Below are 21396 nucleotides of genomic sequence, written 5' to 3' on the forward strand. Positions count from 1 at the left end.
ATGAGCGGACATGAAACTGTTCGGGGGGTTAACAGGTCAACGGTGTTGTCGTAAGGTCTCGCCCATCGACCCCGGTTTCACCGGCCCACGGAGGCGCCCATGACCGACCGCGTCGTCCCGCCCACCGCCCGGCAGCGCAGGCGCCCCACCAAGCAGGGCGTCGTCCTGTCCGACGAGCTGATCGTGGAGACGGCCCTCAGGCTGATCGAGGAGCACGGCACCGACGCCCTCTCGGTACGCCGCCTCGGCCGTGCGCTCGGTGCCGACCCCAGCTCGCTGTACCGGTACTTCCGGCACACCGACGACCTGATGCTCGCTATCGCCGACGAACTCATCGGCCGTACCCTGCGCACCTGGCGCCCGACCGGCGACTGGCGCGCCGACCTGCGGGACCTCGGCCTGCGCATGCACGCGGGTGCCCTCGCCCATCCGCGGGCCGCGGTGCTCAGCTCGTACCGGGTGACCGGGCGGGCGTACGAGATCCAGGCCGTCGAGACGATCCTCGGCGTGCTGCGCGACGCGGGCTTCCCCGACGCGGAGGCGGTGCGGATCTACCACGCCTTCGTCGACCAGGCCCTCGCGTTCGGCGCCCTCGACTCGGCGAGCGTGGCGATGCCGAAGGCCGCACGCGAGGCGGAGGTGGCCGTCTGGCGGGCGACGTACGCGAGGCTGCCCGCCGAATCCCACCCGCACATCGCCGCCACCGCCCGCCATCTCGTGGCCGACATGCCGAACAGCTCCTACCCGGCGGCCCTGGACCTGCTGCTCACCGCCGCCGCGGCCCGCCTGACGGAAATCCAGGCCCGGGCGGGACGTCCGACGGCCACACTGGACCCGCACGTCAACGCCGTTCCGTGAGGAGACCGTTCGCCGATGACCCGGCCACCCGCCCGCCCCGCCGAGCAACGCAAGCAGGACACCCTGCACCGACTGGAACACGACGAGGACGTGTGGGTCGCCACCGCCGACGCCGCCGGGGGAATGCCGTACCTCGTCCCCCTGTCCTTCCTGTGGGACGGCTCGACCCTGCTGCTCGCCCCACCGGCCACGAGCCCGACCGGCCGGAACCTCAAAGCGACCGGCAGAACACGCCTCGGCATCGGGCCGACCCGCGACGTCGTCATGGTCGAGGGGACGGTCGAGACGATCGCCCCGGCCGAGCTGTCCGAGGAGGAGGGCGACCTCTTCGCGACCAGGACCGGCTTCGACCCGCGCCTACTCAGCACGCCCTACCTGTACTTCCGCGTCCGGCCGACCCGGGTGCAGGCCTGGCGTGAGGCCGACGAGCTGGTCGGGCGGGAACTGATGCGGGACGGCGAGTGGCTGGTGGCGGACTGAAACCGCCTGGCCGGGACACCCGTTGGGGTGCAGGCGACGGGGCAGGACCGTCCCGTGCCCCGGACCCTTCGGAGGAGTCATGCCACTGGTGAAAGCGGGTTTCGTGGTGCTCGACTGTGCGGAGCCCGAGAAGCTCGCCGAGTTCTACCGGGATCTGCTGGAAGGCGAGATGACGGACGCGACCGCCAACCGCGTCGAGATCAGGGGCGCCGACGGGACCCGGCTGGCATTCCGTCGCGACATGAACGCCACCCCGCCGAGCTGGCCGCGCCCGGAGAACTCCCTCCAGGCCCACCTGGACTTCGTGGTGGAGGACCTGGACGAGGCGGAGCGCAAAATCGTCGGGCTCGGCGGCCGTCCCGTGGAGACGAAGGACGCGGCCGGCCCCTTCGAGGAACGCGGCTACGCCGACCCGGCCGGCCACTCCTTCATGCTGCGCACGATGGCCCCGACGGCACCGAAGCAGGGCTGAGTCCCTCCGCCGGCACCGAAGCGGGGCCCAGCCCTCCCTCGGTGCCGGCGGGATCGCCGGGGCGGGCCGTCAGTCCCGGCCGCCCTTCTCGCTGACCGGCCACACGCCCGTCGAGCGCTCGATCGCCTTCGCACCCGCGCGGTCCGCCAGGCTGCGGGCCGCCGCGAACAGGGCGCCCTGGACCGCCGCCGCGAGCAGGATCTCTCCCCAGCCGCGGTCCCGGTCCAAGGCGTCGGGGGCGTCCTCCTCATGCCGAATCGCCATCCACGTCTTGCGGAAGGCGAGCCCGGCCAGCGCCCCGCTCGCCCAGCCGAGGGCGAATCCGAGGGGCTTGTAGGCGAGGGGGAGCTTCCTCTTCTTCTGCTTGTTCTGCTTGGCCATGTGCGTCTGCGCCTCCTTCGTGGGTCAGGGTCGCCCTTGCGCCGGTACCCGCTCGGCCTCGGGAACCGGCCCGGGCGGTGTCCCGTCGCCGAACGGCCTGCCGCCCAGCTCCTGACGGTGATGCGGCGTCAGCCAGCCCGACAGGTCCGGCCCGAGGGGCACGATTCCGGTCGGGTTGATGCCGCTGTGGACTTCGTAGTAATGCCGTTTGATGTGGTCGAAGTCGACGGTGTCGCCGAACCCCGGCGTCTGGTAGAGGTCGCGGACGTACGCCCACAGCACCTGGTTCTCCGTCAACTTCCAGCGGTTGCACTTGAAGTGGCCGTGATAGACGGCGTCGAAACGCACCAGGGTGGTGAACAGCCGGATGTCCGCCTCGGTGATCGTGTCGCCCACCAGATAGCGCTGCCCGGCCAGTCGATCGGCCAGCAGCTCCAGCCGCCGGAACAGACGTGCGTACGCGTGCTCGTACTCCTGCTGCCCGGTGGCGAAGCCCGCCCGGTACACCCCGTTGTTGACGTCGTCGTAGATGTCCGCCATCACGGTGTCGATCTCGTCCCGCAGCCCCTCCGGACAGAGATCGGGTGCCCCCTCGCGGTGCAGGGCCGTCCACTCGGTGGCGAGGTCGATGGTGATCCGCTGATAGTCGTTGGTGACGAGCCGGCCGCTGGGCACGTCCACGACCGCGGGCACGCTGACGCCGCCCGGGTAGTCGGTCTCCCGCTTGTCGTAGGCCTCGCTGAGGAAGCGGATGCCGAGCACCGGGTCACGGTCGTCGGGATCCAGCGTGAAGCGCCAGCTGCGGTCGTCCTGGATCGGGTCGGCGATCGCCAGGGGCAGGGCGTCCTCCAGGCCGAGCAGGCGCCGGGACACCAGAGACCGGCTCGCCCACGGGCAGGCACGGCTGACCACCAGACGGTAGCGCCCCGCCTCCACCGGCCACCCGTCCCGCCCGTCCGCGGTGATCCGGTCCGTGAAATGGGCCCTCGACCGCTGGAACCTCTTCCTCCCGTAGGCGGTGTTGCCCCCGCCGCTCATGACCTGGCTCCTCTCTGCCGTACGCGTCTGCCCGCATGCCGGGTTCCCTGATCTCACCGAGTCCCCCGAAATACGCCGACCGCACGGTGTGAGCCCTGTCGACCGGGGGAGTCAGTGACAAATGACCAGCACGTCCACAGAACCGAAGGCCGACCACAGGACCCGCGTCACCGTTCTGGTGGCGCTCACGGCCAATCTCGTCATCGCCGTCGCCAAGGCGGTCGGCGGACTCCTGACCCAGTCACCCGCGCTGCTGTCGGAGGCGGCGCACTCCGTGGCGGACAGCCTGAACGAGGTCTTCCTGCTGGCCGCGCTGCGCCGCAGCCGCCGACCCGCCGACGCCCGCCATCCCCTCGGCTACGGCAAGGAGCGCTTCTTCTGGTCGCTGCTCGCGGCCGTCGGCATCTTCGTGATGGGTGGGTGCTTCTCCTTCTACCAGGGCGTCGAGGCACTGCGTGGTGGCGGCGAGGAGTCGTTCACCGGGTATGTGGCGGGCATGGTCGTGCTCGGTGTCGCCTTCGTTGCCGAGGGCCTGTCGCTGCTGCGGGCGCTGTACCAGGTGCGCCGGCAGGGCGGCGCCGCCGACGGTCTGCGTGACCCCGCCCTGCGCACGGTCGTGGCCGAGGACGGCACTGCGGTGGTCGGGGTGACCCTCGCCTTCGCCGGCATGGCGTTGCACATGGTCACCGGGCAGGTCGTGTGGGAGGCGTCCGCGTCGCTCGCGATCGGCGCACTGCTCGTCTACGTCGCCTTCCGCCTGGGCCGCGACGCCCGCGACCAGCTGATCGGGGAGGCCGCCGACCCGGAAGCCGCCGCCCGGATCCGGGCGCTGCTGGAGGCCCAGCCGGAGATCGACAGCGTGGAAGCCCTGCTCACGATGAAGACCGGACTGGAAACGGCTCTGGTCGCGGCCCGGGTCGATCTGGTGCCCGGGATCGACAGCGAGCAGGTGGAGGAGGTCGCCGTCCGCATCAAGCGGTCCATCGCCCGGACCGTGGCCGAGGCGGACCAGATCTTCCTCGACGTGACCGAACGTTCCGCGCGCGAGGCACAAGGAAGCCCCGCCGCGACGGGGGAACGCGGCGGGGCCTGACGCTCGTGTGCCCGGCGAAAGCGGGTTCATGCGTTCCCCGGGAGAAAAAGTTTCCGGAGCCCTGACCGGTCCCCGCGGGAGGCCCGATCCGGCCTTCCTCGGAGCCTGATCAGCCCTGGTCGAACGGCTCCAGGACGAAGACCGGGATCACCCGGTCCGTCTTCTGCTGGTACTCGGCGTACGGCGGATACGCCGCGACGGCCCGCTCCCACCACTCGTCCTTCTCCGCGCCGGTGATCTCGCGGGCTTTCATGTCCTGCTTCACCGGACCGTCCTGGAGCTCCACATGGGGGTCGCCCTTGACGTTGTGGTACCAGACCGGGTGCTTGGGCGCCCCGCCCAGCGAGGCCACCGCGGCATAACGGCCGTCGTGCTCGACACGCATCAGCGGCGTCTTGCGGATCTTTCCGCTCCTGGCCCCCCGGGTCGTGAGCACGATCACGGGCATCCCCGTGTTCATCAGAGTCGTGCCCTTGGTGCCACCGGAGCTCTCGTACAACTCCACCTGGTCGCGGACCCATTTGGTCGGGCTGGGCTCGTACTCGCCGTCAAGAGGCATGGCATCGGTCCCATCGTCGTGTCCTGGTACTGACTGACGTCGTGCTGCAACACCGTTGCGTGCAAGATTCATCCTGCGGCGACTACACCAGCATCCGCACGCCCAACGCCAGGATCACGCCGCTCGACACCAGCGCCGTCACCAGCCGCCCGCGATGCCCCGTCAGCACGCGCCCCAGCAGCGCCCCGCCCCCGGCGAGCAGCAGTTGCCAGCTCGCCGACGCGGCGAACGCGGCCAGGACGAAGACGCCTTGGTCCAGGGGTTGCACGGGGGCCGTCGCACGGGTGCCGAGGACGAGGGCGGCGAAGTAGATCACGGTGGTCGGGTTGAGCAGGGTGATGCCGAGCAGCGTCAGGTAGGCGCGCGCCGGACTCGGGGGAGGGGGCGTGGAGCGGGTGGCGGCGAGGCGGTGCTCGCGGTACTGGCGTACGGCGGTGACCGCGCCCCGTACCGCGAGGGCGGCCAGCACCAGGGCGGAGGCCCAGCGCAGCGGCACCAGGAACGGACGCAGCGCGGCGGCCAGTGCGGAGCCGCCGAGGGTGGCGACGAGGGCGTAGAGCCCGTCGGCGGTCGCCACGCCCAGCGCGGCACAGACCCCGGTCCGTAGGGTCGTACGGGCGGTGAGGGAGACGAGGTAGGTCGCGACCGCGCCGACGGGGATGGCGATGCCAAAGCCCGCGAGCAGTCCCGCGACGAGCGCGGCGGTCACGACGCGGGAAGCGTCGGCCTCCACGGTCGGCCGGGCTGCTGCTGGAACGGCACCGGGACAAGGGTGTCGGTCAGCGGCAGGAAGGCGATGGTCGTAGGCATGGCCGGATTGTGTGGGTGGCGGCCGCCCGCCGACAAGCGGATTTCCGCGGAGATCCGGCCGGGCGGGCCAGAGATCGAAGCTCTGTGCGATCTTCCCCCCGCTCCGTGCGACCATCCCCGGCCAGATTGCCCGTGCGGCTGATCTGGCCGAACTTGACGTCGTCCATTGGATGCCCCGGGCATCTAATGAAGATCGGCACGACGCACTCTTCGTCTGCGAGGTCTTCCATGACGGACATGACGGAATCCCACACCGTCGCCTTCCCCCAGAGCCGCACCTGTCCGTACCACCCGCCCACCGCCTACGACCCCCTGCGGGACGCGCGCCCGCTGGCCCGCGTGAAGCTCTACGACGGCCGACTCGTCTGGCTGGTCACCGGCCACACGCTCGCCCGCACCCTGCTGGCCGACCGGCGCCTGTCCACCGATCCCAACCGGCCCGAATTCCCCGCGACCAACGCCCGCTTCGCCGAGGTCCGCCGCCGCAGGACCGCCCTGCTGGGCGTCGACGACCCCGAACACCGCGTCCAGCGGCGGATGATGATCCCCAGCTTCACCCTCAAGCGCGCCGCCGAACTGCGCCCGCGGATCCAGCAGATCGTGGACGAGCGGATCGACGCGATGATCGCCCAGGGGCCGCCCGCCGAGCTGGTGAACGCGTTCGCCCTGCCGGTGCCGTCGATGGTGATCTGCGCCCTGCTCGGTGTCCCGTACGCGGACCACGAGTTCTTCGAGGGCCAGTCCCGCAGGCTGCTGCGCGGGCCGACGGCCGCCGACTCCATGGACGCGCGCAGCCGAATGGAGGCCTACTTCGAGGAGCTCATCGACCGCAAGCACAAGCAGGGGGAGGCGGCCGACGGCGTCCTGGGCGAACTCGTCCACCAGCAGCTGCGCAACGGCGATCTGGACCGCGAGGAGCTCATCGCCATGGCGATCATCCTGCTGGTCGCCGGCCACGAGACGACCGCCAACATGATCTCCCTGGGCACCTTCACGCTCCTCCAACACCCCGACCGCCTGGCCGAATTGCGCGCCGACCCCGGACTGCTGCCCGCCGCGGTCGAGGAGCTCATGCGGATGCTGTCGATCGCCGACGGGCTGCTGCGGGTCGCCGTCGAGGACATCGAGGCGGACGGCGAGACGATCCGGGCCGGCGACGGCGTGCTCTTCTCGACCTCGGTCATCAACCGCGACGAGGCCGTCTACCCCGACCCCGACAGCCTGGACTGGCACCGCCCGGCCCGCCATCACGTCGCCTTCGGCTTCGGCATCCACCAGTGCCTCGGCCAGAACCTGGCCCGCGCCGAGATGGAGATCGCCCTGCGCACCCTCCTGGACCGGCTGCCGACCCTGCGGCTTGCCGTCCCCGCGGAGGAAATCCCCTTCAAACCCGGCGACACGATCCAGGGGATGCTGGAACTCCCCGTGACCTGGTAAGAGGCTCCGGTCATGCACAACGAAACGCGCGAAACGCGCGAAGCAGACGACATGCACATCGACATCGACCACGACCTCTGCGTCGGCGCCGGCCAGTGCGCCCTGGTCGCCCCGTCCGTCTTCACCCAGGACGACGACGGCTTCAGCGCCCTGATCCCCGGCCGCGAGGACGGCGGCGGCGACCCGATGGTGCGGGAGGCGGCCCGGGCCTGCCCGGTCAGCGCCATCACCTTGTCGGAAACGGGGAGTTGAGGCCCGGCGCATCGAGTACGGCCCGGTCGCCCCGCAGCTCCGTCGCCGCACTCGGCGGCAGGGCTGCGGGGGCGGCCCGACGGACGTCGGGCGTCGGCGGGGCGCCTGGCCGACCTGCCGCCGCCGGTCGAGCCGGCCCCGGGCCCTGTCGTCTAGCGCGCCGCCAGCAGCGACCGCGCCGCCTCCCGGGCCTCGGCCGCCGGTTGCGTACGGCCCGTGATGCCCGCCGTGACCATGGCGCCCTCGGCCAGCAGATACAGCTGCCCTGTCAGGGCGTCGGGCAGCCCGGCCGCCGTCACCAGTGAGCCGAGGTAGTCCCGGAACGCCCGCTTGTGTGCCCGGACCTGGTCCGCCACCCGCTCCGACCGGGCGCCCAGCTCGCCGTACGAGTTGATCCAGGCGCAGCCGCGGAAGTCCGCCTCGCCGAACCACTCCTCCAGCCAGTCGAAGACGCTCAGGAGCCGCTGCCCGGGGTTCGTCTGCCGCTCCACGTAGGCGGCGAGCTGCCCGCGCCAGCGCACGTCGCGTCGCTCGAGATATGCCTCGACCAGCTGCTCCTTCGCCGGGAAGAGCTGATAGAGGCGCTTCAGGGAGACTCCGGACGCGCCCCGGATGTCGTCCATGCCGACGGACTGGATGCCGCGGCCGTAGAACAGCTTCTCCGCGGCGTCCAGTGCCTGCTCCCGGGCGGTTGCGCTGTCCATGTGCGGCCTCTCCTTGACGTGAGAACGAGCGTTCTCCTACGGTAGCAGCCAGGAGGGAGAACGCACGTTCTCCCGGCTCCCGCCGCCGTTTCGACTCCGGAGGACGACATGACCGACCGACCGCCCCTGCCGCCGTTCACCCGCGAGAGCGCCGCACAGAAGGTGCAGGCCGCCGAGGACGCCTGGAACACCCGCGATCCGCACAAGGTGGCCCTCGCCTACTCGGAGGACTCCGTCTGGCGCAACCGCGGCACCTTCGTCACCGGCCGCGCCGAGATCGTCGAGTTCCTCACCGCCAAGTGGGCGCGCGAGCAGGAGTACGCGCTGCGCAAGGACCTGTGGGCCTTCGACGGCGACCGCATCGCGGTCCGCTTCCAGTACGAGTGCCAGGACGCCGACGGCCGGTGGTGGCGGTCGTACGGCAACGAGTTGTGGGAGTTCGACGAGCACGGGCTGATGACCCGGCGCGAGGCGAGCATCAACGACGTGGCGATCGAGGAGACGGACCGCCGGATCTTCGGCCCTCGGCCCGAGAACGAGCGCGGGCTCACCTTCCCGCTGCAATAGGCCCGTTGAGGAGGCTGAGTAGGGTTCCCGGGTGACCCAACAGACCCGGAAACCCTTCCTCTACGTCATCGTCTGCGCCGCCGGGATCGCCGCGGACGTCAGCAAGCTGGTCACCGCCGCGCAGGAGCGGAACTGGGAGGTCGGCGTCATCGCGACCCCGGTCGCCATGAACGGCTTCTTCGACACCGCCGCCGTCGAGGCCCTGACCGGCCGCCCGATCCGCTCGGCCTGGCGCACACCCGCCGACCCGCGTCCCTTCCCGCCGCCGGACGCCGTCGTCGTCGCCCCGGCCACCTTCAACACGATCAACAAGTGGGCCGCCGGCATCGCCGACACCCTCGCCCTGGGCACCCTGTGCGAGGCGTCCGGCCTCGATGTCCCCGTCGCCGTGCTCCCGTGCGTCGCCGACGCGCTCGCCGCCCATCCCGCCTACGGGGACAGTCTGATACGGCTGCGGGGGATGGGCGTGCGCTTCGGGGATCCGTACTCCGGCGAGGCGGGAGAGGGCGGCGGGCGGCCGGAGTTCGGTTGGGAACGGGCGCTCGAACTGCTCGAACGCGGCTAGCCGCACCCCGGTGACGAGATCCCGTGGGGCGCCGCTGACGGAACCGGCGTCGAGTGCGCCCGACCACGTACGCTCCCCCTGGTACCCCACCCCGAGGGCAGGAGCAGCAACGATGCAGTACGTGAAGCTCGGTTCGACGGGCCTGGACGTGTCGCGGATCTGTCTGGGCTGCATGACCTACGGGCTCCCCGACCGCGGCACGCACGAGTGGACCCTCGACGAGGAGGCGTCGCGGCCGCTGATCAGGCAGGCGCTCGACGCCGGGATCAACTTCTTCGACACCGCCAACGTCTACTCCGACGGCACCAGCGAGGAGATCGTCGGCAAGGCGCTGCGCGACTTCGCGCGCCGGGACGAGATCGTGCTCGCGACGAAGGTCAACGGCCGGATGCGACCCGGGGCGAACGGTGCCGGGCTCTCCCGCAAGGCCATCATGACCGAGATCGACCACAGCCTCGCCCGCCTCGGCACCGACTACGTCGACCTGTACCAGATCCACCGCTTCGACCCGCACACCCCGGTCGAGGAGACGATGGAGGCGCTGCACGACCTGGTCAAGGCGGGCAAGGTGCGTTACATCGGGGCGAGTTCGATGTACGCCTGGCAGTTCTCCAAGATGCAGCACACGGCCGAGCGGCACGGCTGGACCAAGTTCGTCTCGATGCAGAACTACTACAACCTCCTGTACCGCGAGGAGGAGCGCGAGATGCTGCCGCTCTGCGCCGACCAGGGAGTCGGCGTGCTGCCGTGGAGCCCGTTGGCGCGCGGCCGGCTCACCCGGGACTGGGGCACGGTCACCGACCGCAGCGCGAGCGACAACTTCGGCAGCCGGCTGTACGTCGACAGCGACCGGGTCGTCGTCGAGGCCGTCACCCGGGTGGCGAACGAACGCGGCGTTCCGCGCGCCCAGGTCGCCCTCGCCTGGGTGCTGCACCAGGACACGGTGACGGCCCCGATCATCGGCGCCGCCAAGCCGCAGCACCTCGAGGACGCCGCGGCCGCGGTCGAACTGGAGCTCACCGAGAAGGAGTTGGAGGAGCTCCAGCAGCCGTACGCGCCGCATCCGGTCATCGGTCACTGACTGCTCGGTCCCTGACCACTCGGTCACTGGCTAGTGGGGCCCGTGCGGCGAGAACTCGGTGCCGCACGGGCCCGCCCCTTCACTTTCCGCCAAGGGCACACGATCTCCGCTCATCGACAGAGTCCGGTAGTGCTCACCGATCCGCTCGGTCGAACGCCCCACGTAGTGGCCGATGAACGAACGGCGGAACCGGTCCGGCGTGCGGTTGGGCTGCGAACCGTGTACCAGGCTGCCGTTGAAGAACAGGACGTCCCCCGGCTCCATGTCGACGGGCACGGCCGCCAGACCGGGCGGCGGCGGGACGTACTCCCGGGCGAAGGACACCTCGGCGTCCGCCGTTTCCGGGCAGAACACATCCATCTCGTGCGTGCCGGGGACGACTTCGAGCCCGCCGTTGTCACGGTCGATCACATCGCAGGCGATCCACGCCGCCACGCAGGTGCCCGGCTCGACCCGCAGATAGAAGTTGTCCTGGTGCAGCGCCTGCCCCCGGGCCCCCGGCGGCTTGAAGTAGAACATGCTCTGCGCCGCCAGCACCTCCTCTCCGAGCAGCACCTCCAGCACATTGCGCAGCCGCGCGTCGAGGAGCACCCGCAGGGACAGCTCGTCGATCTCGTGCGGGTGCATCACCCTCGGATACGCGCGCAGCGGGTCGCTGTCGGAGGGACGCGGCTCGAAGTGCCCGGGCACCGGCCCGGCCGCGTGCAGCGCCGCGAACCGGGCGCACAACCGGGCGATCTCGTCGCGGCCGAACAGTCCGCGTACGACCGTGAAGCCGTCCTCCCGGAACCGGCGGAGCCCGGCCTCGGGCAGGATGGGGGCGTCGGGGGTGCCCATGTCCGCGGCTGTCATGCGTCCACTCCTCGGTCCGGTGTCCTCACACGGACCACGCTAGGCCGACGCCCGCCCGAGGGGGATGACTGTGAGCGCTGACGGATTGCCCGAGGCTGCTGCACCCGGCGCCCCCGCACCGCCACCGGGCCTGGTGGTGGTCGGCCACTTCGACCAGCCGCCGGCCTACGGGATCAACCGGCCGGGTGGTGCCGACAGCTGGCTGTTCACCTGGACGACCGGCGGCCAGGGCCGCCTGCGGCACGGGGGCACCGAGACGCGGGCCGGGGCGGGGGACCTGGTGGTGCTCGCGCCCGGCGTCGCGCACGGCTACGGGGTTGCCCCGGGCGCGCCGCGCTGGGCCTTCTGGTGGGTTCACTGCCAGGCCCGCCCCTCCTGGCGGTCCTGGCTGCGCCCGTACGACGCGGGTGCGGGGATGTACGTCGTCACGCCGACGCCGGACGCCGTGCACGGCCGTATCGAGGCGGCGTTTCGCCGGATGCTCGACGATGCCCGCTGGACGGGCACGGAGGCGCCGCCGGTGACCGCGCCGGGGGAGGAACCGGGGGAGGAGTCGGTCGCCGTGGCCCACGGCACCGCGGCCCGCGAGCTCGCCCTGTGCTCCCTGGAGCAGGTCGTCCTGCTCACGGCGGGCGCCGCGGGGACCGAGCCGCCGCGGCCCGGCGTGGACGACCGGGTGCGCCGCGCGCAGGCGCTGATCGCCGCCGACCCGACTGCACCGCACACCGTCCACTCGCTCGCCGGGCACGTCGCGCTCTCGCCCTCCCGGTTCGCGCACCTCTTCACGCAGCAAATCGGGCAGTCCCCGATGCGCGCGCTGCGGGAGGCGCGGCTGCGGCACGCCGCCCGACTGCTGGAGAGCACCGACCTGTCCGTGGAACGCGTCGCGGCCGCCTCGGGGTTCGCCAGCCCGTTTCACTTCAACCGGGTGTTCCGTGATCGGTACGGGAGACCGCCGGGCGCGTACCGGGGGAGTGGGCCAATGGTTGGCAGCTGACTTGTGAAGGAGTGGTGAAGGCCTCCGCATCCGCATGACCAGGCAAAAAAGTCGGAGATCGCCTGCTCAATGGTTCCCGGGGGTGGCCCGAAAGGGCGTTGAGTGAATACCGTTTCCAATTGCCTTGCCGATACGCCGCAATGTTCCTGCCGCTTATTGACCACTCGTCAAATAGTGAGCGCCGGGCACGCAATGCGCAAAAACTGGAACCGGTTGTTCTCTGTCCCTGACCTGTGCAAAGGTGTGTCTCGCTCCCCCCGCGCCCGCGCTTCACAAGAGCCGCGTCCGGAGCATACTCATTGGTATGGACCTTCAATGCCGCATGCCCTCCGGAGGAATGCCGCCGTGCGTGACGCAGGCCTGTCGAATTCCCCCAGCGACGCCCGCCTCTTTGATGTGACGGATGCTCAACTGAGCGCCGAACTGAAGAAGTGGACCGGGGTGACACCGGCGCTGCATCCCGTCGGTGAACTCCTTGACCGGCACTGGGAAGCGGGATTCGCCTACGCACGGCTGTGCACCGCCGACGCCCGCTCCGCGGGAATGCTCACCACCGCGGCATTCACCCGGCTTTTCGGCGAAACGCTGCGACAGACCGGACCGACGGCCGCGTGGCGCCCTCAACTGCTCGTCACCGTGCGCCGAATCGCGGCGGAGTGGGACACCGACCGCAGACGGGAGCTGCTCCACCCCGCGCTGCAGTCCGAGGCGGAGGGCGCGGAGCGCGTGGCCGCCCGCCTGCTGCCGCCCGCGAACCGCCGACTGCTGTCCGGGGCCTTCCAGAGGATCCCCCAGTCGGCCCGCTGCCTGCTGTGGCACACCGAGGTCGAGGCCGAACCGCTCGCCGTGCCGGCCGGACTGCTCGGCCTCGACGCGGAGTCCGCCCGCGTCGAACTGGGCCGCGCCAACGAGCGGTTGCGCGAGGAGTGCCTCCAGGTCCACCGCGAGCTGGCCCCCGAGCACGAGTGCCGGCAGTACCTGCGGATGCTGGATGTGACATACCGGCGCGGCGGCGTCGACGTCGACCCCGACCTGCGCGGTCACCTGGACCGCTGCGAGCACTGCAGCGACGCCGCCGGCCAGCTCACCTTCTTCAACGAAGGACTCGGCGCCGCACTCGCGGAGGCGGTGCTCGGCTGGGGTGCGCGGGACTATCTGAAGTCGAGAGCGAGACAGGCCGAGGCACCTGCCGAGCCGGAGCCGGCCGCGGCACCGCCGATCGTCGGCGAGTCGTTCTTCGCGGACGGCGCCGCCGCTTTCGCGCCGCCGGGAGATGTCTCTGCCGCCCCGCAAGCCGCCCCCGGAACTGCTCCCGCTTCCCCGGTGAATTCGCGTGCCTCTGCGGGCCGCAGGCGCCGTGCCCCTGCCGCAGAGAGCTTCGCCCCCGGTGGTGAGCCGCCGGCCCCTGCCGGAGAGGCATCGGTCTTCCCGGGTGGGCCTACCGCCCCCGCCGGTGAGCCCTTCGCCGCGGCGGGCGAGCCCTTCGCCCCTGCGGGCGAGTCCTTCGCCGCCCCGGACACGGTCTCCTCCCCTGCGGAGGCCGGCCCCCGAACCACCCGCAGGGCGGCTCGGAAGGCCGACCCCGTCACCGCCACACGCTCCGGTGCCACCGCCACCGCCACCCGCACCTGCTCCGGTCGCGTGGCCCTCAAGGCCGCCCGCCGTGCCGCCCGGCGTCGCAACCTCACCGCGGCCGTCGCGACCGTCAGCGCCCTCGTCGTCCTCCCGCTCGTCATCTGGTCCACCAACGGATCCGGAGACGGTTCCGCTCCGGCTGCGAACGACCGGCCCACCGAGACGCCGGGCCCCGGCACGGGCTCCCCCACCGGCAACCCCTCCTGGGCGGGCGCCGCCGAGGCCGCGAAGGGCGAGCTGCAAGGCCGGCTCTACAACATCGGGTCCGGGCTCTGCGTCGGCGTCGTCGGCGGGAAGGCCGTCAAGAACGCGGAGACCGAACTCACCAAGTGCTCCTCGGCGGCGGCCGGTCAGCAGTGGTCGTACGAGACCGACGGACTGGTGCGCAGCGGCGCGAACCCCGATCTCTGCCTCGACTCCCACCTCGGCTACTCGGTCCGGCTGGCCCCCTGCTCGGGTGCCACCGACTCCGCGACCAAGAACGTCCGCTACGACTTCACGCTCCAGGGCACCCTGGTTCCGCGCTTCGACCAGGACCTCGCCCTGAGCCCCGCCGCCACCGACGGTTCGGGCGCGCTGGTGCTCAAGACCCGCGAGGACGAAAGCGACGCCCAGCACTGGGTGGTCGACACGTCGAAGCCGGAGCTCCAGCTGGAGGTGGTCAACTGGGACTCGGCGGCGGAGAGAGTGAAGACGGCCGACCCGACCCCGACCCCCACCCCCCGCCCGTCGAAGACGCCGACACCGACCCTGTCCGCGACCCCGACGGCATCGCAGCCGACGTCCACGAGCCCGGCCCCGAGCGACGCGTCCTGCTACTACTACCCGTACTCCTGCTCCTCGGACGGCCGGAACGGCTGGTCCGGAGGCGGGTACGGGGGGTCCGGCGGGTACGGAGGACATGGCGGCCAGGGCGGATACGGCGGCTACGGATACGGCGGTGGCGGCCGCCGCTGAACCTGGCCGTACCGACTGATCAGCCGCCGGTCCCGGGCTGGAGCACCGTCAGTCGCACCGAGGACTCGTTCCCGGCCACGGGCACCTCACCGGCCGTCCACTTCACCTCGATGGACTCCCGCTCGTCGGGCGGCGTCACGCGCAGCGCCGTCGGCAGGGCCGTACGGGCCCCGCTGATCTCGGGGCTGGCGAAGGACAGCCCCGCCCAGGCGCTTTGGCCGGGGGCCAGCGTGACGGCCGTCGGTGTGTCGGGGGAGCGCTTCGGGTCCGGGCCGAGCTGGTTGCCGGACGCGTCCACGAAGGCGGCACCGGGGTAGCCGCGGACCGTACAGGTGCGTTCGGTCGTGTTGGTCAGCACGATCGGGAAGTTGCGCTGTCCGGCCCCCGGACTGGGGCGGCCGATCCTCGCGCGCAGCTCGGAGGTGTGGCAGCGCGGAGCGGCGGCGCCCGACTGGGTCACGGGGCTGCCGGTGTCGGCGGGGCCCGTCCCGGTCGGGGCAGGTCCGGTCGTGCCGGGCCCGGTCGTGGGGCTCCCGGTACCGGCCGTGGGCGGTCCGGTCGTACGCCCGCTCGTGTCGGCCGGTGTCTGTGCGGTGCCCGTGGAGTCGGCGCCGTTGGCGCAGCCGGCCAGCAGGCTCACCAGCGCGACGGCGCTCACGAGGGGAGTCGCTCGGTGTAAGGCGTGGAGTGTCCGTGCACGTCCCATGTCTGTCACGACTCCCCGTTTTCCGGCCGAGTAGTCACCCGACATCAAGGAGTCACCCCTCGCCGAGGAGCCCCATCTCCGCCCAGATCGTCTTGCCGTCCGGCGTGTGCCGGCTCCCCCAGCGCTGGGTCAGCTGAGCGACCAGCAGCAGTCCGCGGCCACCCTCGTCGAAGGTCTTGGCGCGGCGCAGATGCGGTGCCGTGTGGCTGGTGTCGGACACCTCGCAGATCAGCGTCCGCGCGTCATGGATCAGCCGGAGCCGGATGGGGTGGATGCCGTAGCGGATGGCGTTCGTGACCAGCTCGCTCACCACCAGCTCGGCCGTGAACGACGCCTCGCTCAGATTCCAGATGTCGAGCTGCTCCAGGACCTGCTTGCGGATGGGTGCGACGAGCGCCGGGTCCGCCGGGATGTCCCAGGTCGCGACCCGTGAGGCGGGCAGCCCCTGAGTACGGGCCAGCAGCAGGGCCACGTCGTCCGCGACGCCCCCCGTCGGGAGCAGGGCGCTCAGGACGCGGTCGCAGGTCTCCTCCAGTGAGTCGGAGGAGGACGCCAGCGCTTCGCACAGGAGCGCGCGGCTGGCGTCGACGTCACGCACGCGGGTCTCGATCAGGCCGTCGGTGTAGAAGGACAGCACCGTGCCCTCGCGCAGCTCGATCTCGGCGGACTCGAACGGCAGCCCGCCCAAACCCAGTGGCGGCCCGGCGGGCAGCTCGATCTCCCGCGGCTCGCCCCCGGGCGGGACCATGACGGGCGACGGGTGCCCGGCCCGGGCCAGCGTGCAGCGCCGGGAGACCGGGTCGTACACCGCATACAGGCAGGTGGCACCGACGTCGCCGGAGCTGCCCTCGGTGCCCGCCTCGTCGGACAGCCGTACGACCAGGTCGTCGAGGTGGGTCAGCAGCTCGTCGGGCGCGAGGTCGATGTCGGCCAGGGTGCGCACGGCGGTGCGCAGCCGGCCCATGGTGGCCGAGGCCTGGACGCCTTGGCCGACCACGTCCCCGACGACCATCGCCACCCGCATCCCGGACAGCGGGATCACGTCGAACCAGTCGCCGCCCACGCCGGAGCGCGCCGCCGGGAGATAGCGCGAGGCCGCTTCGAGCGCGGCGGTGCGAGGCAGGGACCGGGGCAGCAGGCTGCGCTGCAGGGCGAGGGCGGTCTCGCGTTCACGGGAGTAGCGGCGGGCGTTGTCGATGCAGACGGCCGCGCGTGCCGTGACCTCCTCGGCCAGCAGCACGTCGTCGGGCGTGAACGGCTTGGGGTTCTTGAACCGGCTGAGCACGGCGACCCCAAGGGTGGTGCCGCGCGCCTGGATCGGCACGGACATGGTGGTGTGGATGCCGTACGCCTTGATCCGCTCGGTGCGCTCGGGGTCCCAGGCGAGCCACTGCGCGAGGTCGTCGGTCGACGTCGAGGCCACGATGGTGTGGCCCGCCACTAGCGCGTCCGCCTGCGGCGAGGGGGCGGGGTACGCATCCACATGGCCCGGCTTGACGACGGCTTCGGGGCTGCCCGTGTTGACGGACCGGTGCGCGGCCCGCCGCAGGTTGATCGGGGCGGTCGGGCGGCCGGTGGGCGACTCGCCGTGCTCCGGCGGGTCCAGCAGATCGACGCTGACGAAGTCGGCCAGGGCGGGGACACAGATGTCCGCCAGTTCCTGTGCCGTGCGCGTGACGTCGAGGGTGGTGCCGATGCGGACGCTGGCCTCGTTCACCAGCTGCAGTCGCTCCTGGGCCATGTACTGCTCGGTGAAGTCGTGCGCGGCGACGGACACGCCGCGCACTCGCCCCTTGGCGTCGGTGATCGGGGCCACTCGGGCCAGCCAGACGTGGGTCATGTCACCGCCGACCGGGACGTATGCCCGCACGTCGGTGCCCTGGCCTGTGGTAAGCACGCGAAGAAGCTGCCGTTCGATGTCGTAGCTCTGACGTCTGCCGGTCAGCTCGGGCGCCCGCAGCCCCTGCACGTGCTCCTCGGAGAGCTGGAGGACCTCCGCCATGACGGCGTTGATCCTGCGCACCCGGAGGCGTTCGTCGTAGATGGCGATGGCGCAGGGGGACTCGAGGAGCCCGACATGGTCCAGCGGATCGTCCGGGGGACGCGGGCCCTGCCCTTCGAGCGGCGTGACCACGAGCCACCGAAAGGGGCCGTCACGCTTCAGCCGTACACGGTGAGCGAGCACCCACACGGTGACGGTGCCGCCCTCGCGACGGCGCAGGGTGAGGATGCCGTCCCAGCGCTCGCCCGACGGGACGCCGCTCCCCTGCTCGTCGGCCAGCAGCTCCGCGGCCGGGCGCCCCACCACCTCGGCGGCCCGGTGGCCCAGCAGTCGCTCGGCACCGGCGTTCCACTCGACGAGCACACCGTAGTCGTCGATGACCGCCCGGGCCGTCGCGGCCTCGTCGAACGGGTACTCCGGGCTCATGCTCGCCACTCCAACGCGCACACTCACGGTGATCAAGCGTGTCAGCTCGGCTCCAGCCTAGTGCGTCGGCGACGCGCCCGTACTGGAACGTTCGCGCGCACCTTGACTGCTCGGCGTCGTGTCCCAGCGGAATCAGGCTGTCAACGACTCAGTGATGAGTGCTTCTGAGGTCTGATGAGGGCGCGCGCAACAGGCGGCCATCGCCGCACAATCCGGCGAAGCGTTCCGTCCGGACCGTTGACGGGGTGTCATGTCGCCAACAAGCATGGCACCGTCCGCCTCTGGGAGCGCTCCCACCGCGAGCGTCACCCGTACCTCCCCCGAGGAGCCCAGACGTGAAACGACGCAGAACCACCCTGTTGTCCCTGACGGCCCTGCTGGCGGCGGGACTCACCGCACTCCCGGCCGCACCGGCCGGCGCCGATGAGGCCGAGCAGCTCAAGAACGGCACCTTCGACACCACCACCGAGCCGTGGTGGACGAGCAGCAACGTCACCGCGGGCCTGTCCGACGGGCAGCTCTGCGCCGACGTGCCCGGCGGCACCGCCAACCCCTGGGACGCGGCCGTCGGACAGAACGGCATCGCCCTGGTGAAGGGGGAGTCGTACCGCTTCTCCTTCACTGCGAACGGTTCGCCCGAGGGGCATGTCGTGCGGGCGATCGTCGGCCTGTCGGCGGCGCCGTACGACACCTACTTCGAGGTGACGCCGCAACTGAGCGTCTCCGGGAACTCCTACGCGTACACCTTCACCTCGCCCGTCGGCACGCCGCAGGGCCAGGTCGCCTTCCAGCTCGGCGGCAGCGCGGACGCGTGGCGCTTCTGCATGGACGACGCTTCGCTGCTGGGTGGTGTCCCGCCCGAGGTGTACGAGCCGGACACCGGGCCGCGGGTGCGGGTGAACCAGGTCGCCTATCTGCCCGCCGGGCCGAAGAACGCCACGCTGGTCACCGACGCGACCGGAAGGCTGCCCTGGCAGCTAAAGAACGCCTCCGGGACCGTGGTGGCCCACGGCTGGACCGTGCCGCGCGGCACCGACGCCTCCTCCGCGCAGAACGTCCACTCCATCGACTTCGGCGCCTACCGCAAGCAGGGCGAGGGCTTCACACTCGTCGCCGACGGGGAGACGAGCCGTCCCTTCGGCATCGGGACGGCCGCCTACGAGCGGCTGCGCCTCGACGCCGTGAAGTACTACTACACGCAGCGCAGCGGCATCGCGATCCGCGACGATCTGCGCCCGGGCTACGCCCGCCCCGCCGGACACGTCGACGTCGCACCCAACCAGGGCGACGGCAACGTGCCCTGCCAGCCGGGCGTCTGCGACTACACGCTGGACGCCACAGGCGGCTGGTACGACGCCGGCGACCACGGCAAGTACGTCGTCAACGGCGGCATCTCCGTGTGGGAGCTGCTGAGCACGTACGAACGCGAACGGCTGGCCCGCACCGGGGAGCCGCAGAAGCTGGGCGACGGCACGCTCGCCATCCCGGAGAGCGGCAACAAGGTGCCGGACATCCTCGACGAGGTCCGCTGGGAGCTGGAGTTCCTGCTGAAGATGCAGGTGCCCGCGGGGCAGCCACTGGCCGGCATGGCGCACCACAAGATCCACGACGAGCAGTGGACGGGCCTGCCACTGCTGCCGAGCGCCGATCCGCAGAAGCGGGAACTGCATCCGCCGTCCACCGCGGCGACCCTGAACCTGGCGGCGACGGCCGCGCAGGCGGCGCGCCTGTACCGGCCCTACGACAAGGAGTTCGCGGCGAAGACCCTGGCCGCGGCACGGAAGGCGTGGTCGGCGGCGCTGGCGCACCCCGACCGGTACGCCTCCGAGAGCGACGGCATCGGCGGCGGCACCTACGCCGACAACAACGTCACCGACGAGTTCTACTGGGCCGCGGCGGAGCTGTATCTCAGTACGGGGGACAAGGAGTTCGCGGACCACGTCCTCAACTCGCCGGTCCACACGGCCGACATCTTCGGCCCCCTCGGCTACGACTGGGCCAGGACGGCGGCAGCGGCCCGGCTGGACCTCGCGACCGTGCCGAGCGGGCTGCCCGGGCGGGACAAGGTGCGCCAGTCCGTGATCAAGGGAGCGGACCGCTATCTGGCCACGCTGAAGTCGCAGGCGTACGGCATGCCCTACGCCCCGCCCGAGAACCTCTACGACTGGGGATCCAACCACCAGATCCTGCACAACGCCGTCGTCATCGCGACCGCCTACGACATCACGGGTGCCTCGAAGTACCGCGACGGCGCCGTGCAGAGCATGGACTATCTGCTCGGCCGCAACGCGTTGAACATCTCGTACGTGACCGGCTACGGCGAGGTCAACTCCCGTAATCAGCACGCCCGTTGGTATGCCCACCAGTTGGACCCGAGCCAGCCGAACCCGCCGGTCGGCACGCTCGCCGGCGGGCCGAACTCGAGCATCCAGGACCCCTACGCGCAGAGCAAACTCCAGGGCTGCGTCGGTCAGTTCTGCTACATCGACGACATCCAGTCCTGGTCGACGAACGAGCACACGATCAACTGGAACTCCGCCCTGACCCGGATGGCCTCCTTCGTGGCCGGCCAGGGATAGCCCGACACGAGGGCCGTGAGCCCGCGGTCGCGAGGTGCGGCGGCGGGCTCACGGCAGTGACCGGTGGCTGCTACCGGGTGATGTTCTTGATCGGGAGTTCCTTGGTCACGCCGGATATGTAGTAGTCCTTGGGCGCCGAGAAGAGCACGAACTCGTTGTCGTAGCCGCGGACCGTGGTGTTGATCGTGAAGTTTCCGTCGGCGTCCGTGGTGGTCTGCGCGTTGTACTCGGTCTCGAAGTACTGCCGCAGGAACACCCGGGTACCTTCGACCGGTCCGTGCCCGGCGGGCCAGGTGACCTTGCCGGTGACGGTCAGGCGCATGCCGGGGCGCACGATGATGTTGCTGACCCGGTAGCTCAGGGAGCTCGCGACGGGCTGGACGCTCACCTCCGCGTCCGCGAACGCCATCTGGCCGTCGGTGGGGTTGTCCGTGTCGTACATGGCACGGAACATCACCTCGTGGCGGGGGTTGGGATAGAGGCTCGGCCGGCCGTCCCAGCGGTCCGCCGGCACGTCCTTCAGCTTGAAGCGTCCCTCGGCGTCCGTGCGGACGGTGCCCAGGCTGCGGGTCTCCCATTCCGTCGGGTCGATGGGGTCGCCCCACGGGTTCCAGGTCCTGAACAGAACGGACTGCTCGAGCTGGACCGGGTGGTTCGCGGCGGGCGTCCCGTCCGGGCCGGTCAGTGTCCCGGTGAGGTCGACGGTGCGGTGGTCGAAGTCGGTGGTGTCGGTGCTGGTGGTGAGGGTCACCGTGTAGTCCCGGTCCGCCGAGTGGGCGGACGGTACGACCACCGCGCTCGCGAGCAGGGTGAGTGCCGCCGCGGCGATCGGTCGAGCGGCCAGTAAGCGCATACGCACGAGAACTCCGTTGTGGTGAGGCGTGATGTCGTGCCGGGAGCGTGCGGGGGTGTGCCGGCATGGGTGTGACACCCGGGACATCACCG

The 21396-nt window shown here is 71.2% G+C and carries 21 protein-coding genes; 12 read left to right on the forward strand and 9 right to left on the reverse strand.

Annotated elements, in window-relative coordinates; translation table 11 throughout:
- The first annotated feature begins 99 nt into the window (after nucleotides 1-99).
- From AB5J55_RS39030 to AB5J55_RS39040, 3 genes are all read left to right on the forward strand, one after another.
- Nucleotides 100-858, forward strand: coding sequence for a TetR/AcrR family transcriptional regulator (locus AB5J55_RS39030; protein ID WP_369275161.1), 759 nt, complete (start codon nucleotides 100-102; stop codon nucleotides 856-858).
- A gap of 15 nt (nucleotides 859-873) precedes the next feature.
- Entirely contained in the window at nucleotides 874-1338 is a 465-nt protein-coding gene (locus tag AB5J55_RS39035) for a pyridoxamine 5'-phosphate oxidase family protein (protein ID WP_369275162.1), read from the forward strand.
- Nucleotides 1339-1417: 79 nt separating this feature from the next.
- The gene (locus tag AB5J55_RS39040) at nucleotides 1418-1810 is read left to right on the forward strand and encodes a VOC family protein (RefSeq protein ID WP_369275163.1); all 393 of its coding nucleotides are present in this window, start codon (nucleotides 1418-1420) and stop codon (nucleotides 1808-1810) included.
- A gap of 69 nt (nucleotides 1811-1879) precedes the next feature.
- Here the strand turns inward: AB5J55_RS39040 and AB5J55_RS39045 are convergent, their stop codons facing one another.
- Both AB5J55_RS39045 and AB5J55_RS39050 read right to left on the reverse strand, forming a co-directional pair.
- Entirely contained in the window at nucleotides 1880-2191 is a 312-nt protein-coding gene (locus tag AB5J55_RS39045; RefSeq protein WP_369275164.1) for a DUF4235 domain-containing protein, read from the reverse strand.
- Nucleotides 2192-2215: 24 nt separating this feature from the next.
- Nucleotides 2216-3229 (reverse strand): glutathione S-transferase family protein, encoded by a 1014-nt coding sequence (locus AB5J55_RS39050; RefSeq protein WP_369275165.1) that lies wholly within the window; start codon nucleotides 3227-3229, stop codon nucleotides 2216-2218.
- Nucleotides 3230-3350: 121 nt separating this feature from the next.
- Here AB5J55_RS39050 and AB5J55_RS39055 point away from each other — a divergent pair, with 121 nt between their 5' ends.
- A complete protein-coding gene (locus AB5J55_RS39055; protein WP_369275166.1) occupies nucleotides 3351-4322 on the forward strand; it encodes a cation diffusion facilitator family transporter in 972 nt (323 codons plus the stop codon).
- Nucleotides 4323-4431: 109 nt separating this feature from the next.
- Here AB5J55_RS39055 and AB5J55_RS39060 read toward each other — a convergent pair whose 3' ends face one another.
- Entirely contained in the window at nucleotides 4432-4881 is a 450-nt protein-coding gene (locus AB5J55_RS39060; RefSeq protein ID WP_369275167.1) for a nitroreductase family deazaflavin-dependent oxidoreductase, read from the reverse strand.
- Between the two features lie 82 nt (nucleotides 4882-4963).
- On the reverse strand, nucleotides 4964-5590 hold the full coding sequence (locus AB5J55_RS39065) for a LysE family transporter (protein WP_369275168.1): 627 nt from the start codon (nucleotides 5588-5590) through the stop codon (nucleotides 4964-4966).
- 329 nt (nucleotides 5591-5919) lie between these two features.
- Between AB5J55_RS39065 and AB5J55_RS39070 the strand changes: the two genes are divergently transcribed.
- Nucleotides 5920-7128, forward strand: coding sequence for a cytochrome P450 (locus tag AB5J55_RS39070; RefSeq protein WP_369275169.1), 1209 nt, complete (start codon nucleotides 5920-5922; stop codon nucleotides 7126-7128).
- Nucleotides 7129-7179: 51 nt separating this feature from the next.
- Nucleotides 7180-7380 carry a ferredoxin gene (locus AB5J55_RS39075; RefSeq protein WP_369276417.1) on the forward strand — a complete coding sequence of 67 codons (201 nt, stop codon included), beginning with the start codon at nucleotides 7180-7182 and terminating at the stop codon, nucleotides 7378-7380.
- A gap of 152 nt (nucleotides 7381-7532) precedes the next feature.
- Here AB5J55_RS39075 and AB5J55_RS39080 read toward each other — a convergent pair whose 3' ends face one another.
- The gene (locus AB5J55_RS39080; RefSeq protein ID WP_369275170.1) at nucleotides 7533-8084 is read right to left on the reverse strand and encodes a TetR/AcrR family transcriptional regulator; all 552 of its coding nucleotides are present in this window, start codon (nucleotides 8082-8084) and stop codon (nucleotides 7533-7535) included.
- 108 nt (nucleotides 8085-8192) lie between these two features.
- Here AB5J55_RS39080 and AB5J55_RS39085 point away from each other — a divergent pair, with 108 nt between their 5' ends.
- The 3 genes from AB5J55_RS39085 to AB5J55_RS39095 all read left to right on the forward strand — a co-directional run bounded on the left by AB5J55_RS39085 (nucleotide 8193) and on the right by AB5J55_RS39095 (nucleotide 10297).
- Nucleotides 8193-8651: a DUF1348 family protein gene (locus AB5J55_RS39085; RefSeq protein WP_369275171.1), complete on the forward strand. Its 459-nt coding sequence runs from the start codon at nucleotides 8193-8195 to the stop codon at nucleotides 8649-8651.
- Between the two features lie 31 nt (nucleotides 8652-8682).
- Complete coding sequence (locus tag AB5J55_RS39090; RefSeq protein ID WP_369275172.1) at nucleotides 8683-9216, forward strand: flavoprotein; 534 nt, start codon at nucleotides 8683-8685, stop codon at nucleotides 9214-9216.
- 112 nt (nucleotides 9217-9328) lie between these two features.
- Entirely contained in the window at nucleotides 9329-10297 is a 969-nt protein-coding gene (locus AB5J55_RS39095) for an aldo/keto reductase (RefSeq protein ID WP_369275173.1), read from the forward strand.
- 30 nt (nucleotides 10298-10327) lie between these two features.
- Here AB5J55_RS39095 and AB5J55_RS39100 read toward each other — a convergent pair whose 3' ends face one another.
- Nucleotides 10328-11149 (reverse strand): phytanoyl-CoA dioxygenase family protein, encoded by an 822-nt coding sequence (locus AB5J55_RS39100; protein WP_369275174.1) that lies wholly within the window; start codon nucleotides 11147-11149, stop codon nucleotides 10328-10330.
- 64 nt (nucleotides 11150-11213) lie between these two features.
- Here AB5J55_RS39100 and AB5J55_RS39105 point away from each other — a divergent pair, with 64 nt between their 5' ends.
- The gene (locus AB5J55_RS39105) at nucleotides 11214-12146 is read left to right on the forward strand and encodes a helix-turn-helix domain-containing protein (protein WP_369275175.1); all 933 of its coding nucleotides are present in this window, start codon (nucleotides 11214-11216) and stop codon (nucleotides 12144-12146) included.
- A 345-nt stretch (nucleotides 12147-12491) separates the two neighbouring features.
- Nucleotides 12492-14738 carry a ricin-type beta-trefoil lectin domain protein gene (locus tag AB5J55_RS39110; RefSeq protein WP_369275176.1) on the forward strand — a complete coding sequence of 749 codons (2247 nt, stop codon included), beginning with the start codon at nucleotides 12492-12494 and terminating at the stop codon, nucleotides 14736-14738.
- Between the two features lie 19 nt (nucleotides 14739-14757).
- Here AB5J55_RS39110 and AB5J55_RS39115 read toward each other — a convergent pair whose 3' ends face one another.
- Nucleotides 14758-15444, reverse strand: a complete 687-nt coding sequence (locus tag AB5J55_RS39115) for a DUF4232 domain-containing protein (RefSeq protein WP_369275177.1) — start codon at nucleotides 15442-15444, stop codon at nucleotides 14758-14760.
- A 52-nt stretch (nucleotides 15445-15496) separates the two neighbouring features.
- Nucleotides 15497-17872 carry a SpoIIE family protein phosphatase gene (locus AB5J55_RS39120; protein ID WP_369275178.1) on the reverse strand — a complete coding sequence of 792 codons (2376 nt, stop codon included), beginning with the start codon at nucleotides 17870-17872 and terminating at the stop codon, nucleotides 15497-15499.
- A gap of 335 nt (nucleotides 17873-18207) precedes the next feature.
- Between AB5J55_RS39120 and AB5J55_RS39125 the strand changes: the two genes are divergently transcribed.
- The gene (locus AB5J55_RS39125; RefSeq protein ID WP_369275179.1) at nucleotides 18208-20451 is read left to right on the forward strand and encodes a glycoside hydrolase family 9 protein; all 2244 of its coding nucleotides are present in this window, start codon (nucleotides 18208-18210) and stop codon (nucleotides 20449-20451) included.
- A 70-nt stretch (nucleotides 20452-20521) separates the two neighbouring features.
- Here AB5J55_RS39125 and AB5J55_RS39130 read toward each other — a convergent pair whose 3' ends face one another.
- Complete coding sequence (locus tag AB5J55_RS39130; RefSeq protein ID WP_369275180.1) at nucleotides 20522-21310, reverse strand: acyl carrier protein; 789 nt, start codon at nucleotides 21308-21310, stop codon at nucleotides 20522-20524.
- Nucleotides 21311-21396: the final 86 nt, after the last annotated feature.

The organism is Streptomyces sp. R11, assembly GCF_041051905.1.
Taxonomy (GTDB): Bacteria; Actinomycetota; Actinomycetes; order Streptomycetales; family Streptomycetaceae; genus Streptomyces.

Excerpts from the sequence above, each read along its gene's own strand:
- AB5J55_RS39070 (WP_369275169.1), top strand. The coding sequence starts at position 5,920 with ATGACGGACATGACGGAATCCCACACCGTCGCCTTCCCCCAGAGCCGC.
- AB5J55_RS39080 (WP_369275170.1), bottom strand. The coding sequence starts at position 8,084 with ATGGACAGCGCAACCGCCCGGGAGCAGGCACTGGACGCCGCGGAGAAG.
- AB5J55_RS39030 (WP_369275161.1), top strand. The coding sequence starts at position 100 with ATGACCGACCGCGTCGTCCCGCCCACCGCCCGGCAGCGCAGGCGCCCC.
- AB5J55_RS39120 (WP_369275178.1), bottom strand. The coding sequence starts at position 17,872 with ATGAGCCCGGAGTACCCGTTCGACGAGGCCGCGACGGCCCGGGCGGTC.
- AB5J55_RS39095 (WP_369275173.1), top strand. The coding sequence starts at position 9,329 with ATGCAGTACGTGAAGCTCGGTTCGACGGGCCTGGACGTGTCGCGGATC.
- AB5J55_RS39100 (WP_369275174.1), bottom strand. The coding sequence starts at position 11,149 with ATGACAGCCGCGGACATGGGCACCCCCGACGCCCCCATCCTGCCCGAG.
- AB5J55_RS39115 (WP_369275177.1), bottom strand. The coding sequence starts at position 15,444 with ATGGGACGTGCACGGACACTCCACGCCTTACACCGAGCGACTCCCCTC.
- AB5J55_RS39105 (WP_369275175.1), top strand. The coding sequence starts at position 11,214 with ATGACTGTGAGCGCTGACGGATTGCCCGAGGCTGCTGCACCCGGCGCC.
- AB5J55_RS39045 (WP_369275164.1), bottom strand. The coding sequence starts at position 2,191 with ATGGCCAAGCAGAACAAGCAGAAGAAGAGGAAGCTCCCCCTCGCCTAC.
- AB5J55_RS39050 (WP_369275165.1), bottom strand. The coding sequence starts at position 3,229 with ATGAGCGGCGGGGGCAACACCGCCTACGGGAGGAAGAGGTTCCAGCGG.
- AB5J55_RS39040 (WP_369275163.1), top strand. The coding sequence starts at position 1,418 with ATGCCACTGGTGAAAGCGGGTTTCGTGGTGCTCGACTGTGCGGAGCCC.
- AB5J55_RS39085 (WP_369275171.1), top strand. The coding sequence starts at position 8,193 with ATGACCGACCGACCGCCCCTGCCGCCGTTCACCCGCGAGAGCGCCGCA.
- AB5J55_RS39055 (WP_369275166.1), top strand. The coding sequence starts at position 3,351 with ATGACCAGCACGTCCACAGAACCGAAGGCCGACCACAGGACCCGCGTC.
- AB5J55_RS39075 (WP_369276417.1), top strand. The coding sequence starts at position 7,180 with ATGCACATCGACATCGACCACGACCTCTGCGTCGGCGCCGGCCAGTGC.
- AB5J55_RS39035 (WP_369275162.1), top strand. The coding sequence starts at position 874 with ATGACCCGGCCACCCGCCCGCCCCGCCGAGCAACGCAAGCAGGACACC.
- AB5J55_RS39060 (WP_369275167.1), bottom strand. The coding sequence starts at position 4,881 with ATGCCTCTTGACGGCGAGTACGAGCCCAGCCCGACCAAATGGGTCCGC.